Source organism: Qipengyuania sp. (assembly GCF_042095715.1).
Classification (GTDB): domain Bacteria; phylum Pseudomonadota; class Alphaproteobacteria; order Sphingomonadales; family Sphingomonadaceae; genus Qipengyuania.
The window spans coordinates 1-21,517 of the sequence record NZ_JBELMO010000059.1 but is presented as its reverse complement, the minus strand read 5'-3'; the positions used below and the strand labels follow the sequence as shown (position 1 = coordinate 21,517).

The 21,517-nt window shown below is 64.4% G+C and carries 17 protein-coding genes and 1 riboswitch; of the genes, 6 read left to right on the top strand and 11 right to left on the bottom strand.

The window, feature by feature from the left end; all coding sequences use genetic code 11:
* The 5 genes from ACFDTG_RS12775 to ACFDTG_RS12755 all read right to left on the bottom strand — a co-directional run.
* Positions 1 to 1,154 (bottom strand): thiamine pyrophosphate-dependent enzyme (locus ACFDTG_RS12775; RefSeq protein WP_375291422.1); only part of this gene is annotated, 1,154 nt, incomplete at its 3' end.
* 73 nt (positions 1,155 to 1,227) lie between these two features.
* Positions 1,228 to 2,118, bottom strand: coding sequence for a succinate--CoA ligase subunit alpha (gene sucD / locus ACFDTG_RS12770; RefSeq protein WP_375291421.1), 891 nt, complete (start codon positions 2,116 to 2,118; stop codon positions 1,228 to 1,230).
* Between the two features lie 16 nt (positions 2,119 to 2,134).
* Complete coding sequence (locus ACFDTG_RS12765; RefSeq protein ID WP_375291420.1) at positions 2,135 to 2,425, bottom strand: hypothetical protein; 291 nt, start codon at positions 2,423 to 2,425, stop codon at positions 2,135 to 2,137.
* Complete coding sequence (gene mdh, locus ACFDTG_RS12760) at positions 2,425 to 3,399, bottom strand: malate dehydrogenase (protein WP_375291419.1); 975 nt, start codon at positions 3,397 to 3,399, stop codon at positions 2,425 to 2,427. Before mdh ends, ACFDTG_RS12765 begins: the two co-directional genes overlap by 1 nt.
* A 195-nt stretch (positions 3,400 to 3,594) precedes the next feature.
* Positions 3,595 to 3,915 (bottom strand): hypothetical protein, encoded by a 321-nt coding sequence (locus ACFDTG_RS12755; protein WP_375291418.1) that lies wholly within the window; start codon positions 3,913 to 3,915, stop codon positions 3,595 to 3,597.
* Between the two features lie 127 nt (positions 3,916 to 4,042).
* Positions 4,043 to 4,229: riboswitch (cobalamin riboswitch) on the top strand.
* 90 nt (positions 4,230 to 4,319) lie between these two features.
* Between ACFDTG_RS12755 and ACFDTG_RS12750 the strand changes: the two genes are divergently transcribed.
* The 4 genes from ACFDTG_RS12750 to ACFDTG_RS12735 are packed head-to-tail and all read left to right on the top strand — an operon-like array spanning position 4,320 to position 8,648.
* Positions 4,320 to 6,158, top strand: coding sequence for a TonB-dependent receptor plug domain-containing protein (locus ACFDTG_RS12750; protein ID WP_375291417.1), 1,839 nt, complete (start codon positions 4,320 to 4,322; stop codon positions 6,156 to 6,158).
* On the top strand, positions 6,155 to 6,973 hold the full coding sequence (locus ACFDTG_RS12745; protein ID WP_375291416.1) for an ABC transporter substrate-binding protein: 819 nt from the start codon (positions 6,155 to 6,157) through the stop codon (positions 6,971 to 6,973). Before ACFDTG_RS12750 ends, ACFDTG_RS12745 begins: the two co-directional genes overlap by 4 nt.
* Positions 6,970 to 7,923: a FecCD family ABC transporter permease gene (locus ACFDTG_RS12740; protein ID WP_375291415.1), complete on the top strand. Its 954-nt coding sequence runs from the start codon at positions 6,970 to 6,972 to the stop codon at positions 7,921 to 7,923. Before ACFDTG_RS12745 ends, ACFDTG_RS12740 begins: the two co-directional genes overlap by 4 nt.
* The gene (locus ACFDTG_RS12735; protein ID WP_375291414.1) at positions 7,920 to 8,648 is read left to right on the top strand and encodes an ABC transporter ATP-binding protein; all 729 of its coding nucleotides are present in this window, start codon (positions 7,920 to 7,922) and stop codon (positions 8,646 to 8,648) included. Before ACFDTG_RS12740 ends, ACFDTG_RS12735 begins: the two co-directional genes overlap by 4 nt.
* Here the strand turns inward: ACFDTG_RS12735 and ACFDTG_RS12730 are convergent, their stop codons facing one another.
* The 3 genes from ACFDTG_RS12730 to ACFDTG_RS12720 form a co-directional block, all read right to left on the bottom strand.
* On the bottom strand, positions 8,649 to 10,901 hold the full coding sequence (locus tag ACFDTG_RS12730) for a M3 family metallopeptidase (RefSeq protein WP_375291413.1): 2,253 nt from the start codon (positions 10,899 to 10,901) through the stop codon (positions 8,649 to 8,651).
* A 144-nt stretch (positions 10,902 to 11,045) separates the two neighbouring features.
* Positions 11,046 to 11,585 (bottom strand): RNA 2',3'-cyclic phosphodiesterase, encoded by a 540-nt coding sequence (gene thpR / locus ACFDTG_RS12725; RefSeq protein WP_375291412.1) that lies wholly within the window; start codon positions 11,583 to 11,585, stop codon positions 11,046 to 11,048.
* Between the two features lie 59 nt (positions 11,586 to 11,644).
* A complete protein-coding gene (locus tag ACFDTG_RS12720; protein WP_375291411.1) occupies positions 11,645 to 12,310 on the bottom strand; it encodes a PEPxxWA-CTERM sorting domain-containing protein in 666 nt (221 codons plus the stop codon).
* A gap of 161 nt (positions 12,311 to 12,471) precedes the next feature.
* Between ACFDTG_RS12720 and ACFDTG_RS12715 the strand changes: the two genes are divergently transcribed.
* Complete coding sequence (locus ACFDTG_RS12715) at positions 12,472 to 14,160, top strand: hypothetical protein (RefSeq protein WP_375291410.1); 1,689 nt, start codon at positions 12,472 to 12,474, stop codon at positions 14,158 to 14,160.
* Between the two features lie 57 nt (positions 14,161 to 14,217).
* Here the strand turns inward: ACFDTG_RS12715 and ACFDTG_RS12710 are convergent, their stop codons facing one another.
* The 3 genes from ACFDTG_RS12710 to ACFDTG_RS12700 all read right to left on the bottom strand — a co-directional run bounded on the left by ACFDTG_RS12710 (position 14,218) and on the right by ACFDTG_RS12700 (position 18,870).
* Positions 14,218 to 16,272 carry a M13 family metallopeptidase gene (locus tag ACFDTG_RS12710; RefSeq protein ID WP_375291409.1) on the bottom strand — a complete coding sequence of 685 codons (2,055 nt, stop codon included), beginning with the start codon at positions 16,270 to 16,272 and terminating at the stop codon, positions 14,218 to 14,220.
* A 205-nt stretch (positions 16,273 to 16,477) separates the two neighbouring features.
* Positions 16,478 to 17,902: a methyl-accepting chemotaxis protein gene (locus tag ACFDTG_RS12705; protein ID WP_375291408.1), complete on the bottom strand. Its 1,425-nt coding sequence runs from the start codon at positions 17,900 to 17,902 to the stop codon at positions 16,478 to 16,480.
* Positions 17,903 to 18,240: 338 nt separating this feature from the next.
* Positions 18,241 to 18,870, bottom strand: a complete 630-nt coding sequence (locus ACFDTG_RS12700) for a lysozyme (protein ID WP_375291407.1) — start codon at positions 18,868 to 18,870, stop codon at positions 18,241 to 18,243.
* Between the two features lie 518 nt (positions 18,871 to 19,388).
* Here ACFDTG_RS12700 and uvrA point away from each other — a divergent pair.
* The coding region (gene uvrA, locus ACFDTG_RS12695) for an excinuclease ABC subunit UvrA (RefSeq protein ID WP_375291406.1) at positions 19,389 to 21,517 on the top strand (2,129 nt) is incomplete at its 3' end.

Below are 21,517 nucleotides of genomic sequence, written 5' to 3'. Positions count from 1 at the left end.
AAGCCGATCTGGTTATTGATGACGAAGTGCAGGCAACCGCCGGTGTTGTAGCCGCGGATGCCGGAGAAGCCGAGGCATTCCCATACGATGCCCTGTCCGGCGAACGCCGCGTCGCCATGGATCAACACCGGCAGGACCTGCTCGTGCTTCTTCAGATCGTCGCGGATCGCCTGCTGCGCGCGTGCCTTGCCCAGCACCACGGGATTTACCGCCTCCAGGTGGCTGGGATTGGGCACCAGGCTCATATGCACGCTGATGCCGTCGAAGCTGCGGTCGGTGCTGGTCCCAAGGTGATATTTCACGTCGCCCGATCCGCCCACATCGTCCGGGTTGGCGCTGCCGCCCTGGAACTCGTGGAAGATCACGCGATAAGGCTTGGCCATCACATTCGCGAGCACGTTCAGACGGCCACGGTGCGCCATGCCGTAGATGATTTCGCGCACGCCCATGGCGCCGCCATTCTTGATCACGGCTTCCAGAGCGGGGATCATGCTTTCCCCGCCGTCGAGACCGAAGCGCTTGGTCCCGACATATTTCTTGCCAAGGAACTTCTCGTACTGCTCGCCGCGGATGACGGCAGCCAGAATGGCGCGCTTGCCTTCTTCGGTGAACTGGATGGTATCTTCGGGGGTTTCGAACCTGTCCTGCAGGAACCGGCGTTCCTCGGTGTCCGAAATATGCATGTATTCGAGGCCGACCTTACCGCAATAGGTCTCACGCAGCACGCGGTAGAGTTCGCCAATCGTGGTCCATTCGAAACCGAAGACCCCGCCGACATAGACCTCATGGTCTTCCTGTCCGGTGAAGCCGTGCCATTCCAGCGTCAGATCCTCGGGCACGTCGCGGTGAGACAGGCCCAGCGGGTCGAGATCGGCGGCAAGGTGGCCGCGCACGCGATAGAGCCGGACCAGCAGCATGGCGCGAATGGAATCGTCCGCCGCGCGCTCGATCGCCTTGGGATCGGTGGGCTTGCCCGCCTTGGCGGAGGCTTCCTTCACCGCCAGCTTCATGGCGATGGGATCGAGGCTCTTGGTAAGCTCGTCCTCAGCCGAGACGTCGGAAACCGGCCAGCCCTTGCGCGCCCAACTGGGCCCGGGCTGCGGGCCTTCCTGGTCGGTCGGCTCGGGAAGGAAATCATGTGCTTCGTTACCCATCGGGTCACCTTTCAACGGAACCAATGATCGAGCGGCGCGGTCGGTCCCTCCCTCCTCGCGCGCCGCGCGTAAATCAGGCCAGTTCCTTCAGCATGGCGTCGAGCGTGGTGCCCAGTTCGGATGGGCTCGGGCTGACGCGGATGCCGGCCTTTTCCATCGCTTCGATCTTGTCCTCGGCCCCGCCCTGACCACCGGAAACGATCGCGCCTGCATGGCCCATGCGGCGACCCGGAGGCGCCGTGCGGCCCGCGATGAAGCCGACCATCGGCTTCTCGGTGCCCTTCTTCTTCATGTGCGCGATAAATTCGGCCGCTTCTTCTTCCGCGCTGCCGCCGATCTCGCCGATCATGATGATCGACTTGGTGGCGTCGTCGTGCAGGAACAGGTCAAGGACGTCGATGAAGTTGGTGCCGTTGACCGGATCGCCGCCGATGCCGACCGCAGTGGTCTGGCCCAGGCCGACCATGGTGGTCTGATGCACGGCTTCATAGGTCAGCGTGCCCGAACGGCTCACGACGCCGACCGAGCCCTTCTTGAAGATGGAGCCGGGCATGATGCCGATCTTGCATTCGCCGGGGGTCAGCACGCCGGGGCAGTTGGGGCCGATGAGGCGGCTCTTGCTGCCATCGAGCGCACGCTTCACACGCACCATGTCTAGCACCGGGACACCCTCGGTAATGGCGACGATCAGCTCCACCTCGGCATCGATGGCTTCCAGGATCGAATCCGCAGCGAATGGCGGCGGCACATAGATGCACGATGCGGTGGCGCCGGTGGCGTGGACGGCTTCCTTGACCGTGTTGTAGACGGGCAGGCCGATATGCTCGGTGCCGCCCTTACCCGGCGTCACACCGGCAACCATCTGCGTCCCGTAATCGAGCGCCTGCTGCGTGTGGAAGGTGCCGGTATCGCCGGTCATCCCTTGGGTGATGACCTTGGTGTCTTTGTTTACGAGTATGGACATTCGGACTTCCTTGGATTCAGCGCTCGAAACGAGGCCAGACTGCGCCGATGGCGCGTGAAACAAAAGCGATAGCAATTGGCCCGAGCAGGACAAAAACAGCGAAGAAAATCATCATTCCCGCAGCGAAACTTCCGCCGCTATCCCAGCCCGCACTTGTTTGCCCGGACATGGCCCAAAGACAGGTGACCGCAAAGATCGTTAGAAGAACGGTAGAGATAGCCAGCAACCCTTTTGTGGAAATACGCAAACCTAGCCACGCGAAGAGCGCTAACCACACGGCGATCGCAAACCAGAAAACGAGGGTCATCACGCCAGCGAGCTATCCAGCCCCTTGCACGCCTCCAGCAGTTCTTCGACCGCGTCGGTCGATACCTTGAGGTTACCCTTTTCCTCGTCCGACAGCTCGATCTCGACCACATCCTCGATGCCGTTCGCGCCGATCACGGCGGGGACACCGACATAGAGGCCGTCGACGCCGTACTTGCCTTCGACATAGGCGGCGCAGGGGAGGATGCGCTTCTGGTCGCCCAGATAGGCTTCGGCCATGCTGATCGCGCTGGTCGCGGGGGCATAATAGGCGCTGCCGGTCTTGAGCAGACCGACGATCTCGCCGCCGCCGCCGCGCGTGCGCTTGACGATCTCGTCGATGCGGTCTTCCGAAATGCCCTTGATCTTGGCGAGATCGTTGACCGGGATGCCGCTGATCGTGGTGTAGCTGGTGACGGGCACCATGGTGTCGCCGTGCCCACCGAGGACGAATGCGTTCACGTCCTTGACGCTGACGCCGAATTCCCATGCGAGGAAGGTCGCGAAGCGCGCGCTGTCCAGCACGCCTGCCATGCCGACGACCTTGTTATGCGGCAGACCGGAGAATTCGCGCAGCGCCCAGACCATCGCGTCGAGCGGGTTGGTGATGCAGATCACGAAAGCGTCGGGGCAGTTGTTCTTGATGCCTTCGCCGACCGCCTTCATCACTTTGAGGTTGATGCCGAGCAGATCGTCGCGGCTCATGCCAGGCTTGCGCGGCACGCCGGCGGTAACGATGACCACATCGGCGCCCGCAATGTCGGCATAATCATTGGTGCCGGTGATCTTGGCGTCGAAGCCTTCCACCGGGCCGCACTGCGACAGGTCCAGCGCCTTGCCCTGCGGCATCCCCTCGGCGATGTCGAACAGGACGATATCGCCCATTTCCTTCTTCGCGGCGAGATGGGCGAGCGTGCCGCCGATCATGCCGGAGCCGATGAGCGCGATCTTCTTGCGAGCCTGAGTCTGGGCCATAGGGGAGGGGGTGTCCTTTCCACGGAAGCGGGCCAGGTCTGCCACGAGCCGATATGGCGCGCCTCCCGCCCGCGGGGAGGGCTCGCGCCCGGCGAACACGAGGGGCGACCTAGGACGGGGCGAGTGCGATTGCAACCGCCAAAAACCCAAGCAGGTTCAACTATCTTTGCAAATAGTTCGCAATAGCTTTAGTGGTCAGCTCGCGTCCTGCAACGCCGTTCGCTGCGCCAGGTCATTGGCGGTGCGGCGGTCGAGCCTGCCGCAAATCTCCGACCAGTAACGGCAGGCCTCCATCTCTCCCGCCTTCCATGCACGCTCCGCCTGTGCGGCCGCTTCGGCCGCGGCGTGCAGGCCATGCTTGCCGAAATGGCGCAGCGCCGCGTAAAGGATGGGATCGACCGGGCGGTTGCTGCCGCCCGGATTGTCGTTCGCGGCGCGTCGGACCGCCTTCTTGGCCAGCGCGCGGGCGACGGGGGAATGGGCAGCAGAGCGGGCAGCCGCGAAATGTATGGACATGGATACTCCGGAAGAGTTCGTGTTGCTACGCCTCTATGGTTCGGTGCGCTAAACTCCGGTTCCATTTCAAGGTTTAGCGGCAGTTAAGCGCCTTGCGCCAACGCGGACCGGCGCTTATGGGCGCCCGCAGTCATGGGTTGGCGCGGGTTGCTCCGCGTCCGAAGAGGGAAGGAGGCTGAAATCCTCCGCTGCCCCCGCAACTGTGACCGGGGAGCGATCCCGCCATGTGCCACTGCCGCATGTCCGCGGTGGGAAGGCGGCGGGAAAGCGTCGATCCGGGAGCCAGGAGACCTGCCCGTGATGTCGCTTTTCGGCCGCGGGCGGGGTGTACCGACGGCAAGCGCGGATGGAGCAATTCCGCTCCCTCCCGTCATGGGCGACATGTGCTTGTGACTGGAGGTTTCGTGTTCAAATATCTGTTTCTCGCCTCGGCCCCCCTGGCCGCCTTGCCTGCCTATGCGCAGGACGCCCTGTCCGGGGAGGCCATTACCGTCACCGCGAACGGCCTTTCGACCGACGTCGGCAACACCGGCCAATCAGTGACCGTCATCGATCGTGACGAGATCGAGAACATCCAGGGTGCCGACATCACCCGCATCCTCACCCGCGCGCCCGGCGTCACCATCACCCGCAACGGCCCCATCGGCAGCTTCACCGGCGTCAATGTCCGCGGCGCAGGCTCGGAGCAGTTGCTGGTCCTGATCGACGGCGTGCGCGTGGCGGATCAGGCCTCGCCCGGCGGTGGCTTCGATTTCGGAACGCTGCTGGCCACCAATGTCGCGAGCATCGACCTGACGCGCGGTGCCAACAGCACCATCTGGGGTGCCGATGCGCTGGGCGGTGTGCTCAACGTCTCCACGCGCGGATCGGCCGGGCTGTCGTCCAGCCTGGAATATGGTGCGCGCGACAGCCTGACCGCGACGGCATCGGGCGGCGTGGAGGGCGACCGTTACTTCGTCGGCCTGACCGGATCGGCCCTGCGGACCGATGGCTTTTCCGCCGCCGCCAGTGGCACCGAGGCCGATGGCCTCAACCAGTTCGGCCTGGGTGGCAGCGCCTTCTTCGATGCGACTGACCGCATCGAGGTGTTCGCCAATGCCCGCTATGCCGAAGGGGATCTGGAGATCGACGGCTTTCTGCCCGATTTCAGCTTCGGCGACACGCTGGATACGCAGCACACGCGCCAATATTCGGGGGCAGTAGGCGCGACCTACTACGGCATGGATCTGACCCTGCGCGGTTCATACGGACTTTCCGATACCGAGCGCGTCAATCGCGACGGCGTCGGGGACACCACTTTTACCAGCGACGGCCACACCGACAGCCTGCAACTGCGCGGCGAATATCGCGCCATCGGCGGCCTGACGCTCGCCTTCGGCGGGGAGCACCAGTGGTCCAGCTTCGAAACCGATTCCGAAGACGGCGCGGATGTCTCCATCACCGGCGGCTATCTGCAGGCCGGCTGGATTCTGGGCGGGCTGGCTGCGCATCTTGGCGCGCGGGTGGACGATCACGAACTGTTTGGCAGCGAAGTCAGCTTCGGCGGCGATCTCAGCTATGCCCTGGGCGGCGGCTGGCGCATCAAGGGCAGCGTGGGCGAAGGCTTCAAGGCGCCGGCCCTCTATCAACTCTTTTCCGACTACGGCAATGAAGCGCTCCAGCCGGAACGCAGCACCAGCTACGACCTGGGGATCGCCTTGGGAGAGCGCAGTGCCGCGCGCTATTTCGCGGTGACCGGCTTCCGCCGCGATAGCGAGGATCTGATCGGTTTCGCCTCCTGCTTCGGCAGCACCGCGCCGCTGTGCGCCTCCCGGCCGTTCGGCTATTACGACAACACCGCGCGGGCGCGGGCGCAGGGCATCGAGGTGGAGGCAGGTGCCGAAATCGTGTCCGGCCTGCGCCTTTCCGGGCTGTACAGCCTGATTGATACCGAGGACCGCGCAACCGGCAACGATCTCGCCCGCCGACCGCGCCATTCCGCGACGCTGTTTGCAGACTATACGGCTGGGTGGGGTTCGTTCGGCGCAGATCTTCGCCTCGTCGGCGAAAGCTTCGACAATGCCACCAACACCCGCCTCCTTGCAGGCTATGAACTGGTGGACCTGCGCGCAGCCATCGCTCTCACTGCCGGGATCGAGCTGTTCGGCAGGGTCGAGAATGTCTTCGATGCCGATTACCAGACGGCCGCCGGGTATAATTCGCCCGGGCGCGGCGCCTTCATCGGAGTGAGGGGGCGGATGTGAGGGCGGCGCTGGCCGCGCTGGCGCTGGCGGGATGCTCCGGCACCCCCGCCGCGCCGTCGGCTGGCGACGCGCCGACCATCGTGAGCCTCAATCCATGCAGCGATGCGATCCTGGCCGAGGTGGCGGAGCCCGAACAGCTGCTCGCCATTTCGCATTACAGCCACGATCCCCGGTCCACTTCCATGGATCTCGCCACGGCGCGTGGCATCCCTGCCACCGGCGGTACGGTGGAAGAGGTGGCCGCGCTGGCGCCCGACATCGTGGTGGGATCCAGCTTCATGGCGCCCGCGACCCGCGCCGCGCTCGAGCGGCTCGGGATGCGGGTGGAAACGGTCGGCATGGCCGCGACGGTCGCGGATAGCGAGGCGCAGGTGCGCAAACTGGCGAAAATTGCGGGTCATCCGGATCGCGGCGAAGCACTGGTGCGGCGGATCGAGGCCTCCCTTGCCGTGCCGCCGGGCCCCTCGATCTCCGCAGCGCTGTGGCAGGCAGGCGGAATCGTGCCTGGCCGGGGCACGCTGATCGCCGACCTGATGCGCCATGCTGGCTTTGCCAGCTGGTCAGAAGCGCATGGGATGGCGCAGGCGGATTACCTTGCGCTCGAAACCATCCTTGCCGATCCGCCCGCGCTACTGCTGGTATCCGGCAGTGAGGCAGGGCAGGCGCATCCCGTGCTGGCGCGCCTCCCCGATATGGAGGTCGCCCGGTTCGATCCCGCGCTCACATATTGCGGCGGGCCCAGCATTCCGCGCGCGATGGATCGGTTGAAGAGATTGCGCGCGCATGTGCAGCCGACAGGTGGCGGACGAGCATGACCCGGCCCATACCGATCCTGCTGATCCTGCTGGCGATCGTCCTGCCGCTGTCCCTGCTCGCGGGCCGCGTGTGGATCGATCCGGCGGAGACGCCCAATGCCGCGCTGATCCTTGCCGATCTGCGCTTGCCGCGCAGCCTTCTGGCCATTGTCGTGGGCGCCGGGCTGGGCGCTGCGGGGGCGGCGATGCAGGGCTATCTCCGCAATCCGCTCGCCGATCCGGGCCTGTTCGGCATTGGGCCGGGCGCGGCCCTCGGGGCGGTGGTTGCGCTCTGGTTCGGCTACACGCACAGCGCGTGGCTGTTACCGCTTTTCGCGCTGGCCGGCGCGGGCGGCGCGATGGCGCTGCTCGCCGCAATCGCGGGAAGGACCGGTGGCATCGCCTTGTTCACGCTCGCTGGGCTCATGGTCGCCAGCCTTGCGGGCGCGCTCACCGCGCTGGCCATCAGCCTGGCACCCAACGCCTTCGCGATGGAGACCATCGTGATGTGGCTCAACGGCGCCCTGACCGACCGAAGCTGGCAGGACGTATGGATCGCCGCCCCGTTGATCGGCGTCGGCATCCTTGTGTTGCGCCTCGCCGGGCCATCACTCGATGCGCTCACATTGGGTGAGGCGGTGGCGCGATCGCTCGGCGTCAGGCCCACGCGCCTGCTGTGGTTGCTGGTCGCGGGCGTGGGTCTCACCGTGGGCGCGGTCACGGCGGTAGCGGGGATCATCGGCTTCGTCGGCCTTATCGTGCCGCATTTGGTCCGCCCGCTGACCGACCGCAGGCCTTCGCAGCTTATCATCCCGAGCGCACTTGCTGGCGCGTTGCTGGTGCTGATCGCCGACAGCGTGGTGCGCGTTTTGCCGCTGATGACGGAACTCAGGCTCGGCATCGCGCTCAGCCTGCTGGGCGCGCCGTTCTTCCTCTGGCTGCTGCTGCGGATGCGGAGGGGCGAGCTGTGACGCTGACCACCACCGACCTGACGATCAAGGGGCGGCTGGCGCATGTCGGCCTGACGCTGCAACCGGGCACGATCACCGCGATCTGCGGGCCGAACGGCGCGGGCAAGTCCACCCTCCTGGCGGCCCTCGCGGGGCTGGACGAGACGGCGATGGCGCATGTTGCGCTGGACGGAACCCCGCTTTCCAGTCTTCCGCTGCGAGAGCGCGCCAGGGTGATCGGCTTTCTGCCGCAGATGGCGGAAATCGCGTGGGATGTGCCGGTGCGCAAACTGGTTGAGCTGGGCCGCATGCCGCACGGCGATGCCCGGGGTGAACCTGTCGACGCCGCCATGGCCGCGCTGGACATTACCGATCTTGCCGCGCGCCGGGCGCAGACGCTTTCTGGAGGGGAAACCGCGCGCGTGCTGCTGGCGCGGGTGCTGGCGGGGGAACCGCGCTGGATTCTCGCCGACGAACCGCTCGCCGCGCTGGATCTTGCGCATCAGATCGCGCTGCTGCGCCATCTGCGCTCCGCCGCCGACCAGGGAGCGGGCGTCGTTCTGGTCCTGCACGATCTGGCGCTGGCCATGAACCATGCGGACCGCGTCGTGGTGCTGGACAAGGGGCATCTGGAGGCGGACGGCGCATGCGAAGACGCGCTCGACCAGCAGGTGATCGAGCGCGTCTGGAAAATCGCCGCGCGGTGGATCGGGGAACCCGGCCACCGCGCGTTGATCGTGGGTTGATTACTCGGTCGTTCCGGTCACCTTGCTGGCGCCGGCACCGTCGTCGGACGTGGTATCCGCCGAAGCGTCGCCACCCGTAAGCCCGCGTGCTTCAAGCAGCGGCTCGATCTGGGGATCGTGTCCGGCGAAATTGTTGAACATCTTGAAGTAGTCCATCGTCCCCCCACGGCTCAGCACGGTGGCGCGGAAGTGATCGCCATTCTTGCGGGTCAGTCCGCCATTATCGCGGAACCACTTGCGGCTGTCGTGATCGAGCATCTGCGTCCACAGATAGCTGTAATAGCCCGCCGAATAGCCGGTGGGATCGCTGAAGACGTGGTTGAAATAGGTCGAGCGGTAACGCGGCGGCACCAGACCGACTTCCAGCCCGGTTTCGGCAAGCGCCTTCTTCTCGAACGCATCCACCTCTGCCGGGGTGTCGATAGCGGCAGCTTCCTGTGCGCTCAGAGCGTGCCACTTCATGTCGAGCAGGGCGGCTTCCACGGTCTCGCCGAAGTCGTAACCCTGGTTGAACTTGCCCGATTCCTCGATCTTGTCGATCATCGCCGCCGGAATGGTCTCGCCAGTCTTGTAGTGCTTGGCATAGTTCGCCAGCACCTTGGGATCGGTGGCCCACATCTCGTTCACCTGGCTCGGATATTCCACGAAGTCGCGCGCCGTGGCGGTGCCGGACAGGGATTCGTATTTCTGATCCGCGAAGAAGCCGTGCAGCGCATGGCCGAATTCGTGGAACATCGTGTTCACATTGTCGAAGCTGACAAGCTGCGGCTGCCCGTCCGCGGCCTTGGGAATGTTGAGCACGTTGTAGATCACCGGCTTGTTGCCTGTACGATGGCTCTGCTCGACGAAGTTGCTCATCCATGCGCCGCCCCGCTTGCTGGGCCGCTGATAGGGATCGAAGTAGAACAGGCCCAGCTCGCTGCCGTCGCGATCGTAGACGGTGTATGTCCACACGTCGGGGTGATAGACGGGCAGGTCGGTACGGCGCTTGAAGCTCAGGCCATAGAGCTGGTTGGCGGCATAGAAGACGCCGTCTTCCAGAACCTTCTGGATCTGGAAATATTCCATCACCTTGTCTTCATCCAGATCGTAGCGTTCGGCCTTGACCTTGTTGGCGTAGCGATACCAGTCCCACGGCTTCACGTCGAAATTGCCGCCCTCCGCCTTGATCTGGGCGTTGAGCGCGGCGGCATCGCTGCGCTGCGTGGCGGCCAGCGCCGGGACCATCTGGCCTATGAAATCCAGTGCGGTCTTGGGGTTTTTGGCCATGCGATCGTACATGGCGTAGCTCGCCCAGTCCGGCTCCCCGAACAGCGCCGCCTTCTCCGCGCGCAAAGCGGCAATCTTGGCCAGCAGCGCGCGCGTGTCGCCCGTTCCGGCCACGCCATCGGCGCGGTGGATGCTGGCGTTGAAGATCTTCTCGCGCAGGGCGCGGTTTTCCAGGCTGGGCAACACCGGCTGCTGCGTGGTGTTCTGCAGCGCGATCGCCCACTGGCCGGGCTTGCCCTTCTCCTGGGCAAGTTTGGCGGCGCTGGCGATGTCCGCATCGGACATTCCGGCCAGCATCGCCTTGTCGGTGACGAAGATCGCGCCATCCACGGTCGCGTCGCGGACCTGCTGTCCGAACTGCGTCGTGATGGTGGAAAGCTCGGTGTTGATCGCCTTCACGCGCTCGCGCTGCTCCGGCGTCAGCTTGGCACCGGCATGAACCATGGATTCGTAAGTGTCTTCGAGCAGGGCCGCATCTTCGGGCGTCATGCTCATGGCGGCACGGTTGTCGTAAACCGCTTGCACGCGTGCGAACAGTTCGGGATCGAGGCTGATCGCGTCGGAATGGGCGGAAAGCTTGGGGCTGATCTCTTCGTCGATCGCGTCCAGGCGATCCGTCGTGTTGGAGCCGGTCAGCGCATAGAACACGCGGGAGACCCGGCCGAGCTCGGCGCCCGATTTTTCGAGCGCGACAATGGTGTTGTCGAACGTGGGCGCAGCGGGGTTGCTGGTGATCGCCTTAACCTCGGCACGCTGGATCGCCATGCCCTGTTCGAAGGCGGGAATGTAGTCGTCCTCGGAAATCTTGGTGAAATCGGGAGCATGGAAGGGCAGGGTGCTGTCAGCTGCGAAATAGCCGGTCGCCTGCGGAATATCGGGTGCGGCCATCGGGCTCGCCCCGGCCATCGCATCATCGTTCATGGTGGTGCAACCGGCCAGCGAAAGCGAAGCGAGACTGACTGCGGCGAGGAAACGGGTTGTCATGCATTTCTCCTGAGAAGCTTTCTCGAACCGGCTTGTTCCGAGTTTTGAAGCGCGGCGCCGGAAAGGATCTTTGGTAACCGGTTGGGCTTGAACAGGGGATGACCCGCTTTTGCAAGCCCTCATCTCTCGTGCATTCGCAGGATCTTATTCCGCCAGGCGATATCGGCGCACCGTCTCGTACAATGCGCCTTCGGGCCGCAGCGTGCTTTCCATCAGGTCGAACGCCTCGACCCGCCAGGGCGGCGATGCCAGTGTGCCGTGGGCTTGCAGGAACGGCAGCAGGGGGCCGCTGGCGGCATTGAGCCGGGCCAGCGTGATGTGGGGGGAAAACCGGCGGCTCTCGGGTGGCAGCGCCGCTCGCCGGCAGGCGCTTTCCACCCGGCGTTCCAGCGCGAGGAGCGGCTCCGATGGTGCCAGCCCCGCCCACAGGGTATGCGGTCGACCCTTGCTTTCGAAATGTCCCACGCCGCGCAGGGCAAGGTCGAACGGATCGGCATGGATGGAAGCCAGCGCCTGCGACAGGTCTTCCGCCTGCCACGCCTCGATCTCGCCTACGAAGCGCAGGGTCAGATGCAATTGCCCTTCGCCCTGCCAGCGCGCCCCGTCGATGCCGCCCTCCAGCAAGAGAAGCATGTCGATGATCGCCTCTGGCAGGCGGATGGCGACGAACAGCCGGTGGCGCATCGCGGCAGGCTAGTTCTCCGCGATGCGCCCGCCAAGCGTCAGTGACAAATCAGGATGGATTATCCAGTCGTCAGGGAAAAGCGCATTGGGACCCGACGCTTCCTGAGCCCCGCTCCAACCGCGCCGAAGCCAAGGATCAACATCGCCCACGTACCGGGTTCGGGCACGGCAACGCCCGTTACGTCACCGCGAATTCGATAGCCAAGATCGTAGACATTTGCCTGGAAACCCGGGCTGTTACCGTAGAAGACCCACTGATTACTTGTTGTCTGCGGGCCTCCGTTGTCATAGCTGTTCCAACGCGATATCGCTGTCTGGAACGACACGCTCATCCAATAGCGCCCCGCCTGAAGTGCGAAGGGGTTGAAATCCACCCCCGCGATTTGCGAATTCGTGTCGAAAGGGTCGATCCGCTCGATCGTGTCGCCGAATTCGAGTAGATTGCTGTCAAAATTGGGATTTCCGCCGACATCGGTTTTTACTCGTACAGTAACGGACTGTCCGACCTGCACGGTACCGCCGGCAAAAATATCGAACCCCTTGATATTTGTGGCTTCGGACAGATCGAAGGCAACATAGAAATTCTGGCCGGACGAATAATTGAACCACGAACCATTGAACGTGCCTGAGGGTGTTTGATCGACGACTACCGCTGCGTTTGCACCGCCAGCAGACAAAGCCAGCGTGGCGGCAGCCGCGGCGCCTTTAAAAATATTCCGTCTCATGATTGTGAACCCTTCCCCGAAATCGAAACGAGGGTATCGGCGTACGCGGCCTATTCCGGCACGCTTCCCTCGACGTGCGTATTGAATAGTGAATGCTGCTTCGTCATACGTCATCTGATGTATGATGCTGCTTGCCGCGCCGATTTTTCGCTCAAATTCCCATGAGCCAGACTATCGACATCATAGCCTCGGCCTATCGCTCGCTTCATGAAGGGGAGGGGTACGACGCACTGATCGCCCATTGGCGCGCGCGGCTGGAGGCGTCTGGTGGATCCGATCCCGATCTCGACATCGGCGGACGCCAGCAGCTTGCCGCATTGGGCGCGTTGATCGAACGGATGCCCAAGCCCGTAGGGGTGGCGGGCATCTTTCACGCCATTGCCGATGCGCCTGGGCCGGCGGTGGTGCTTTCGCCCGAATTGCGCGTGGTCGCGGCGAACGAGGCGGGCCAGCGGCTGTTCGGCGCAAGGCTGGGCGCCACTCTCGACCTCGACTGGCTCGACGAGGACGGTGCCGAGACATTGCGGGCCATGGCATCCGGCGCCGATACGGCCCGGAACCGGCGGAATCTCGTGGTGCGAACCTATGGCCCGGACGGCACGGAAGGGCTGGCCGAACTCTTCCCGGTTCGCGACGAGCGTGTCGCAAGCATGTTCGTCGCGGTACGTTCGCTGGGCGTGGGCTGGGACGAAGGGGTCGATGCCCTGTTGCAGGAAGCATTCGGCATGACTCCAGGCGAATGCGAGATCGCCCGGCTGTTGTTCGAACACGGCGATCCCGGTGCCGTATCGCAAGCCCGTGGCACTGCAATCCGGACCGTCCGCACGCAGCTCCATCAGATTTATCAGAAGACCGGCTGTGCCGGGCAGGTGGATCTTGTCCGGATGCTGGCTGCGCTTTGCGCCCGCGCACGGGAACGTCGCTCGGTCGAAGGCACCATCGAGGACGCGCAGCCCGGAGGGTGGCGTGATCCGCTGGGGCGTGAAGCCTATTTCGAAGGGCCGTTCGGCCAACTCGCTTATAGCTGGATGGGCCGGGCCGGCGGGCGCCCCGCAATCCTGGCCCATGCGCCGTTCACGGGTTACATTCTCCCGCAGGCGGTCCAGAGCGAGCTGGAGAAGGCCGACATCCAGATCTTCGCGCCCAGTCGCCCCGGATTCGGCAACAGCGCCGCGACGGCTGCTGGCGATTCGGCGGAGGTGGGCGCCGCCGTGATCGGCGCGATGTTCGATCATCTGGGGCTGAATTCCGCGCCGCTGATCGGGCTGGTCAACGGGTTCGTGCCGGCGATCCGGTTCGCCGCAGATCAACCCGCGCGGGTCTCGCGCATTCTAAACCTCGGCGCCTGCCTGCCGCTCGATACGCCGGAACTGCTCGCCGATCTTCCGGCACACCACCGCGTTCTGCTCGATCTCGCGACGCGGTCGCCGCGCATGTACGACCTGGTTATGAAGCTGGGATATCGCATGGCCCGAGCGCGCGGGCCGGAGTTCATCCTTGCGCGCATGTATTCGGGCTCGACCGAGGACCTCGCCACAGCCTTCGATCCAGAGATCCTCTCACTTCTTATGGCTTCGGCTTCGCTGCTGATGGCGCAGGACCACAGCGCCATTTTGCGGGATTTCAGGCTGATAACCTATCCCTTCGGCTCACTTCTGCGCGCAGCGGGCCCGCCGATCGAGATGGTCGTCGGGCAGGCTGATCCGGTTTTCCCCTATGCCCGCGTGGCGGCGGAAGCAGCCAGCAACCCGCGCCTGACCGTGGTGCCCGTTGCGCAGGCGGGGCAGACGGTGGGCTTCGCCCGGCCCGACATCGCCTCCGCCGCCATCAAGCGGCTGTTCGACCGCTGACTTCCGGCACGACCCCTCTTGTCCCCGCCAAAGGGACGGGGCCGTGGCGGAGCCGCCTCACCAGATATGCACGCGCTTTTCCGGTGGGATGTACATGGCGCTGTCGGGACCGATGTTGAAGGCTTCGTACCAAGCGTCCAGATTGCGGACCGGAGCGATGGTGCGATAGCGGGCGGGGCTGTGCGGATCGGTTGCGACCTGATTGCGTAGCGCGTCCTCTCGCGCCTTCGCGCGCCATACCTGCGCATAGGCCAGGAAAAAGCGCTGATCGCCGGTCAGTCCGTCGAGAACCGGCGCTTCCTTGCCGTTCAGCGACTTGTGGTAGGCGTCCAGCGCCACCTGAAGCCCGGCGAAATCGGCGATGTTCTCGCCCATGGTGAGATCGGGGTCGATATGGGCGCCGGGCACCACTTCGAAGGCGGCGTATTGCTTGCCGAATTCCTTGGCTTCCGCGTTGAAGCGCTCTCCATCGGCCGCGGTCCACCAGTCGTTCACCTTGCCTTCAGCGTCGATCTTGCGACCCTGATCGTCGAAGCTGTGGCTGATCTCATGGCCGATCACCACGCCGATGGCACCGTAATTCACCGCCGGATCCGCGGCCGGATCGAAGAAGGGCGGTTGCAGGATCGCGGCGGGGAACACGATCTGGTTCAGCTGGCCGCCGTTGTAGGCATTCACCGTCTGCGGGCTCATGAACCACAGGTTGCGGTTGACCGGCTTGTCCAGCTTGGCAAGTTCATAGGCGGCGTTGAAGCGGCCGGATGCCTCCACATTGCCGTAGAGATCGTCCTCCGAGATCGTCAGCGCATCGAAATTGCGCCAGCTGTCGGGATAGCCGACCATGACCATGGTGTTTTCCAGCTTGGCGAGCGCGGCCTGCTTGGTCGCGGGGCTCATCCAGCTGTTCGCCTTGATCCTGTCGGCCATCGCCAGCTTTAGGTTGGCGACGAGGGCTTCCATCTTGGCCTTGGAGGCCGGCGGAAAATGCTCGGCGACGTAATCCTGGCCCACCAGTTCGCCCAGCGATCCGTTGACCAGCGAAACGCCGCGCTTCCAGCGGGGGCGGTTCTCGCTGACGCCCGAAAGCGTGCTGGTGAAGGCAAAGCGGCTGTCGACCATCTTCTTGGTCAGATAGGGCGACGCCTGGTCCGCCACGTGGAAGGCCTGCCACAGCTTGAGCGTTTCGAGCGGGGTCCGGTCATAGAGCGAGGCGAGGCGCTTTACCGCAGTGTTCTCGCTCACGATCATCCTGGCTTGCGGCTTTACCCCGAGCCCGGCGTAAAACGCGATCCAGTCCAGCCCCGGCGCGTAACTGGCGAGATCCGCCGATGAATAGGGGTTGTTGGTCTTGTCGACATCGCGGCGATCCGCGGGATCCCAGCTCAGCTGCGCGGCATAGGTCTCGAACTCCAGCACCTTGGCAGCCGCTTCGACGGGGTCCGGCGTCCCGATCGCCCTGAAGGTACGCACCATGTAATCGGAATAGGCCTGACGCTGCTCGGCGAAGTTATCGTCGAGGTAATAGCTCTTTTCCGGCAGCCCCAGCCCGCCCTGCGTGATGTAGAGCAGGTTGCGCGTGGCATCCGCCGTGTCGGTATCGACGTAGGTGTTGACCAGGCTGATGCCGAAGCGCCCGTCGGTATCGCCCATGTAGCGGGCCATGGCGCTCTTGTCGGAAATGGCACGGATATCCGCAATGTCGCGCATCAGCGGCGCCAAACCCACGCGCTCGACCGCCTTTTCGTCGGTGAAGCTCTTGTAGAGCCGGCCCTGCTTGGAACTGGCGGGGGCGCCCAGGATCAGGTCCTTGACCTGTTCGGTCGTCATTTCGCTCAGATCGTAGAAGGACCCGGTGCTCGCCCGGTCCGCGGGGATCTCGGTGCGGTCCATCCAAGCGCCGGAGGCATAGCGTTCGAAGTCGTCGCCCGGCTTCGCGCTCAGATCGCGCCCCGTCAGGTCGATGCCGAAGTCGCCGATCTGCGATTTGGCATGAACGACGATGTCGCTGTTTTCGCTGTTGTTCGCTGTGGCGTCCTGCGCGAGGGCGGGAAGGGCTGCGAGGGGCAGGGCCAATGCGGCACCGGCGGACAGGACGGTCCTGAAGCGAAACATGATGTGTCTCCGGATGTGGTAAGAGTCGCGCGCCAACGCACGCGTGCGCTGTTACGCCACGCCTCTTAACCCCATCGGGAAAGCCGGGTTCCACCAACTGCGTTCGGTCATCGACGAACTGCAATCCGCCGTCACGTTTAGCGTCGCGCGGGAGCGACCACGCGCCGCTCCCGGTTCATGCTCCGCAAATTTCCGACAGCGCGCCTCAGGCGGCGCGGCGGGTCTGCTGCATTCCTGCGGCGCCGTCGTCCGAACCCAGCCGGAACTGGCGGGTGATCCGCAAGGTCTCGTCGGCCTCCATGGCCAGCGTCCGGGCGGCGGCGCTTGCCTGTTCGACCATGGCGGCGTTCTGCTGCGTCATCTGGTCGATGCGGCCCATGTTCTGGCGCACGATGCCGATCTTCTCGGCCTGCTCTCGCGAGGATCCGGCGATCTTGCTGCCGCGTTCTGCCACTTCGCCGAGCCCTTCCAGGATCTGGGTAAAGGTCGTGCCGGTATTTTCCACCAGCACGGCACCGCGTTCCACCTGTTCCGAACTCTGGCTGATGAGGCGTTTGATATCGAGCGCTGCCTCGGCCGAACGCGCCGCCAGGGCGCGCACTTCGTTGGCGACCACGGCGAAGCCCGCGCCCGCCGATCCGGCTCGTGCGGCTTCCACACCCGCATTCAGCGCCAGCAGGTTGGTCTGGAAGGAGATCGCATCGATCACATCGGTGATGGTGCCGATCTCCTGCGCGGATTTCTGGATGTCTGCCATGGCGCCGATGGTCTGGTTCAGCACCTCGCCGCCTTCGCGTGCAGCGCGATGGCTTTCGCTCAGCCGTTCGGTCAGGAAGCTGGCGTCGTCGGCATTGTGGCTGACCCCGTCGGCCACCGAATTGATGGCGGCAGTCGCTTCGGCCAGTTCCGACGCCTGGCGCTCGGTCCGCTGCGCCAGATCGTCGGATGCGGAGCGAACTTCCTGCGCGCTCACATCCACCGACCCAGATCGCTCGGTCACTTGCTCCAGGGCCTCGGAAACCTTGCCGCGCATGACCTCGAAACTGGAAGAGATCGCGGCGAATTCGGCCGGCAGCGGGCTCAGCTTGCGGCTGAAATCGCCCTGCGACATCCGCTCCAGCGCAGTGCCCAAAGTCTCGATTGTGTCGCCGCGGTTTTTCGCCTCGATGTCGAAATAGGTCGACAGGGCGAGCGACATGTCCATCATCGCCATCTTCTGTAGCGTCTCGATCTGGCCGGACCTTCCCGGGATGGGAAGGCGCATCATGCGCGAGACGACGCGCGAGAGGATGCGCGCATAGGCGCCAATATATATCTTGGGTTCCAGACCGATGCGCGCATGCACCTCGCCGATGCGGCGCGCGCTGGCGAGATAGGCGGTATCGGGCTTACCGCTGAACATGAGCTTCCAATGTTCGAGCTGCTTGGACTTGGCCCCTTCCACCATACTGCGCGAGCTGAAAAAGCCTTGCGTGGCGGGCGTGGCGGCAACGAATTCGTAAAGGCCGTCCAGCGCGGCAGGCGCATGGCGCGCAATCGCGCGGCTGATAGCGGGAAAGCGTTTGATATCCTGATCGGTAACCGCGAACAGTCCCAATGATTCCTTGATATCGACTTTATTGATGCTCATTCGGAAGTCCCAATTCAGACAGCCAGGCTCGAAAACCGCTGGCGTTTGCTACCACCCCTTTGCACCTGTAGGGGAGGCGTGATGCACGCGTGCCTAATCGGGAATTAGGTATAGACCTCTAACCGCGTCCAGCAATTCGGGTCATCAACGGGCGCAATTCGTAGGTGGCGCTTTCGCAAAGGCATGAGGGTTAGATGCGCCAAGCTATACGCCCCTCAATGCGCGCCTTGCGGAGGGCGCAATTTTGAAATCATTTCCGATTGCCGGCCTATCGGTGCCGAACCGCGTTCGTGTTCGCCACGCCATGGCGCTGAAGTCACCCCACAGCGAACCCGGCGCTATGTCATCCGGACCGCCTCACGCGGGTCTTCGTAGCTCGCGTTCAAAAAGATCTGGGTCCTGCGTTCGCTGCGATAATCGAGGCCGCGGGCATAGGAGCCGTCGGCATTTGAATAGCGCAGTTCCTCCGCCATTGCCTCGTAATCACCGCGCGCGATGGCGTCATTCAGGCGGGGGCTCTTGGCGGACGAGACGTTCCCGGGACCCACATTGTAGATCAGATCGACGAGCGCATCGAATTCGTGCTGGTAAACGGGCAGACTGCCGAGGAGATCGTGTGCGTCCTTTTCGGCCGCGCGCAGATCGGCGTCGAGGAAAGCCCTTGTCTGTGCCTGCGTGATGCGATCCCCTACGCCGAGCCCGTCGCCGGGACGCACGAGATGGCCCACGCCGACGGTCGGATTGCCGGCGATGTCGCGATAGACGGTCCTGCGCATGCCTTCCTCCTCGACCAGCGCCTGGCGCATCTCGGCGCTCGCGCTCAGCAAGGTTGCGGGAATGCGCCTGTCGGAGCGCTCGGTGTCGGAGGAGGATACACCGCTGGCGTTGCCATCGAACGGGGCTTTGAAAGCCGGAAGGGCCATCGCCCCGGTGGAAAGCAAAAGCGCGGCGGCCTTACGTTTCGACATGGAAGGTTTGACCGAAAAGGCCCGCGATGCCGCGGCGCGTGCGCGTTTCAGTTCGCGGTCGCGGCGACGATCGCTGGTGGCTGAACGACTCGGACGATCATGGTCAAGCGGCGTGAAAAGATCGGCAACGCGGCGGCGAATGCGGGCGTCGGCAGGCGACCGATCGGGGCCGCGACCGGGCGGCGTTTGTGCGGTTTGCGATAATGTCATGGCTATACAGCCTCGTGTATCAACTTCGGTTGGTGGGGTGCGGCGATGTGCGTCTGCGCCCGAAGGCGGCGCGTGCCGGAAATAACCCCTGCTTACCTGTTCAACGCGTGAAGGGAGTGTTTGGTCCGGGCCGGAAAACCGGAGTCTTCGCGCCCCTGCCGGCAGGGCGGAAAAGCAGGGTTACACGGCATGGGCAGCGTGAGCGTGCATTGCAATTCGGCGGGGGGCGACCACATCGGGGACCAACCTTGTGGGTCGCGCCTCCGCGCCCCTTGACTCGCCAGAACGAAACCGGAACACGCCCCTTTATGGCCCTTACCACGATCAGCGTGCGCGGCGCGCGCGAACATAATCTCAAAGGCGTGGACATCGATCTGCCGCGCGACAGCCTGATCGTGATCACCGGGCTTTCGGGCTCCGGCAAATCGAGCCTGGCCTTCGATACGATCTATGCCGAGGGTCAGCGGCGTTACGTGGAATCGCTCAGCGCCTATGCGCGGCAGTTCCTGGAGATGATGCAGAAGCCCGATGTCGAGCATATCGACGGGCTGTCTCCGGCCATCTCGATCGAGCAGAAGACCACCAGCCGCAACCCGCGCTCCACCGTCGCGACGGTCACCGAGATCTACGACTATATGCGCCTGCTGTGGGCGCGCGTGGGCACGCCCTACAGCCCGGCGACCGGCCTTCCGATCGAAGCGCAGACGGTATCCAACATGGTGGACCGGGTGATGACCCTGCCAGAGGGGACGCGCGCCTATCTGCTCGCCCCGGTGGTGCGCGGGCGAAAGGGCGAATACCGCAGGGAACTGGCCGAATGGCAGAAGGCGGGCTTCACCCGCGTGCGGATCGACGGGGAGTTCTACCCGATCGAGGAAGCCCCCGCGCTCGACAAGAAATACAAGCACGACATCGAAGTGGTGGTCGACCGGATCGCGGTGAAGCCGGGGCTGGAAACGCGCCTGGCCGACAGTTTCGAGCAGGCGCTGAAGCTGGCCGAGGGGCTGGCTTACGTCGATCTGGCCGATACCACCGTGGCCGAAGCGCTTGCCCAGCGGCAGGACGTGCGCCCCGCCGTCATCGGGCCGGACGCCGAAAACGCCAGCCTGGACAAGGTCGGTTCGGGGAAGGCCGGTTCGGGGAAGGGCGGCGCAATGAAGGGCGCCGGCCTGCCCGACAACCGCATCGTCTTTTCGGAGCGGTTTTCCTGCCCGGTGAGCGGCTTCACCATCGAGGAGGTGGAACCGCGCCTGTTCAGCTTCAACGCGCCGCAGGGGGCCTGCCCGACCTGCGACGGGATCGGGGAAAAGCAGCTGTTCGATCCGCAGCTGGTCGTCCCCAACGAAGCGCTCAGCCTCAAGAAGGGGGCGGTCGTGCCATGGGCCAAAAGCAACCCGCCTTCGCCCTATTACATGCAGGTGCTGGCCAGCCTCGCCAAGGAATACGGATTCGGCCTCGAAACGCCGTGGGAGGGTCTCAAGCCCGAAAACCGCGAGGTTATCCTGTTCGGCACCAAGGGCAAGCGCGTGCCGCTGACCTTCAAGGACGGGCGCAAGGAATACACCGTGCACAAGCCGTTCGAAGGGGTGATCGGCAATCTCAACCGCCGCCTGCTTCAGACCGAGAGCGCGTGGATGCGGGAGGAGCTGTCCAAGTTTCAGACCGCGCAGCCTTGCGAGACCTGCGGCGGCAAGCGTCTCAATGAAAAGGCGCTGGCGGTGAAGATCCCCGGCGCCGACGGGCCGACCGATATCGCCACCCCAACCAAGATGAGCGTGGCCGACGCCAAGGACTGGTTCCTGGCGCTGCCCGACCATCTCAACGACACGCAGGGCCAGATCGCCCGCGCCATCCTCAAGGAAATCAACGAGCGGCTGGGCTTCCTCGACAATGTCGGTCTGGATTACCTCAACCTCGACCGCACCAGCGGCACGCTCAGTGGGGGGGAGAGCCAGCGCATCCGCCTCGCCAGCCAGATCGGCAGCGGGCTTTCGGGCGTGCTCTACGTGCTGGACGAGCCCAGCATCGGCCTGCACCAGCGCGACAACGACCGATTGCTGGAAACGCTGAAACGCCTGCGCGACCTCGGCAACACCGTGATCGTGGTCGAGCATGACGAGGATGCGATCCGCGCCGCCGACCATGTGGTGGACCTGGGCCCCGGCGCGGGCGTCCACGGGGGCGAGGTGGTGGCCGAAGGCACGCTGAAACAGGTGCTGAAGAGCAAGAAATCGCTCACCGCCGCCTATCTCAACGGCACGCGCGCCATCGAAATCCCGGAGAAACGGCGCAAGGGTAACGGCAAGAAACTGACCGTGCATGGCGCGCGGGCCAACAACCTCCACAACGTCACCGCCAGCATTCCGCTGGGCACCTTCACCTGCATCACCGGCGTCAGTGGATCGGGCAAGTCCAGCTTCACCATCGACACGCTCTA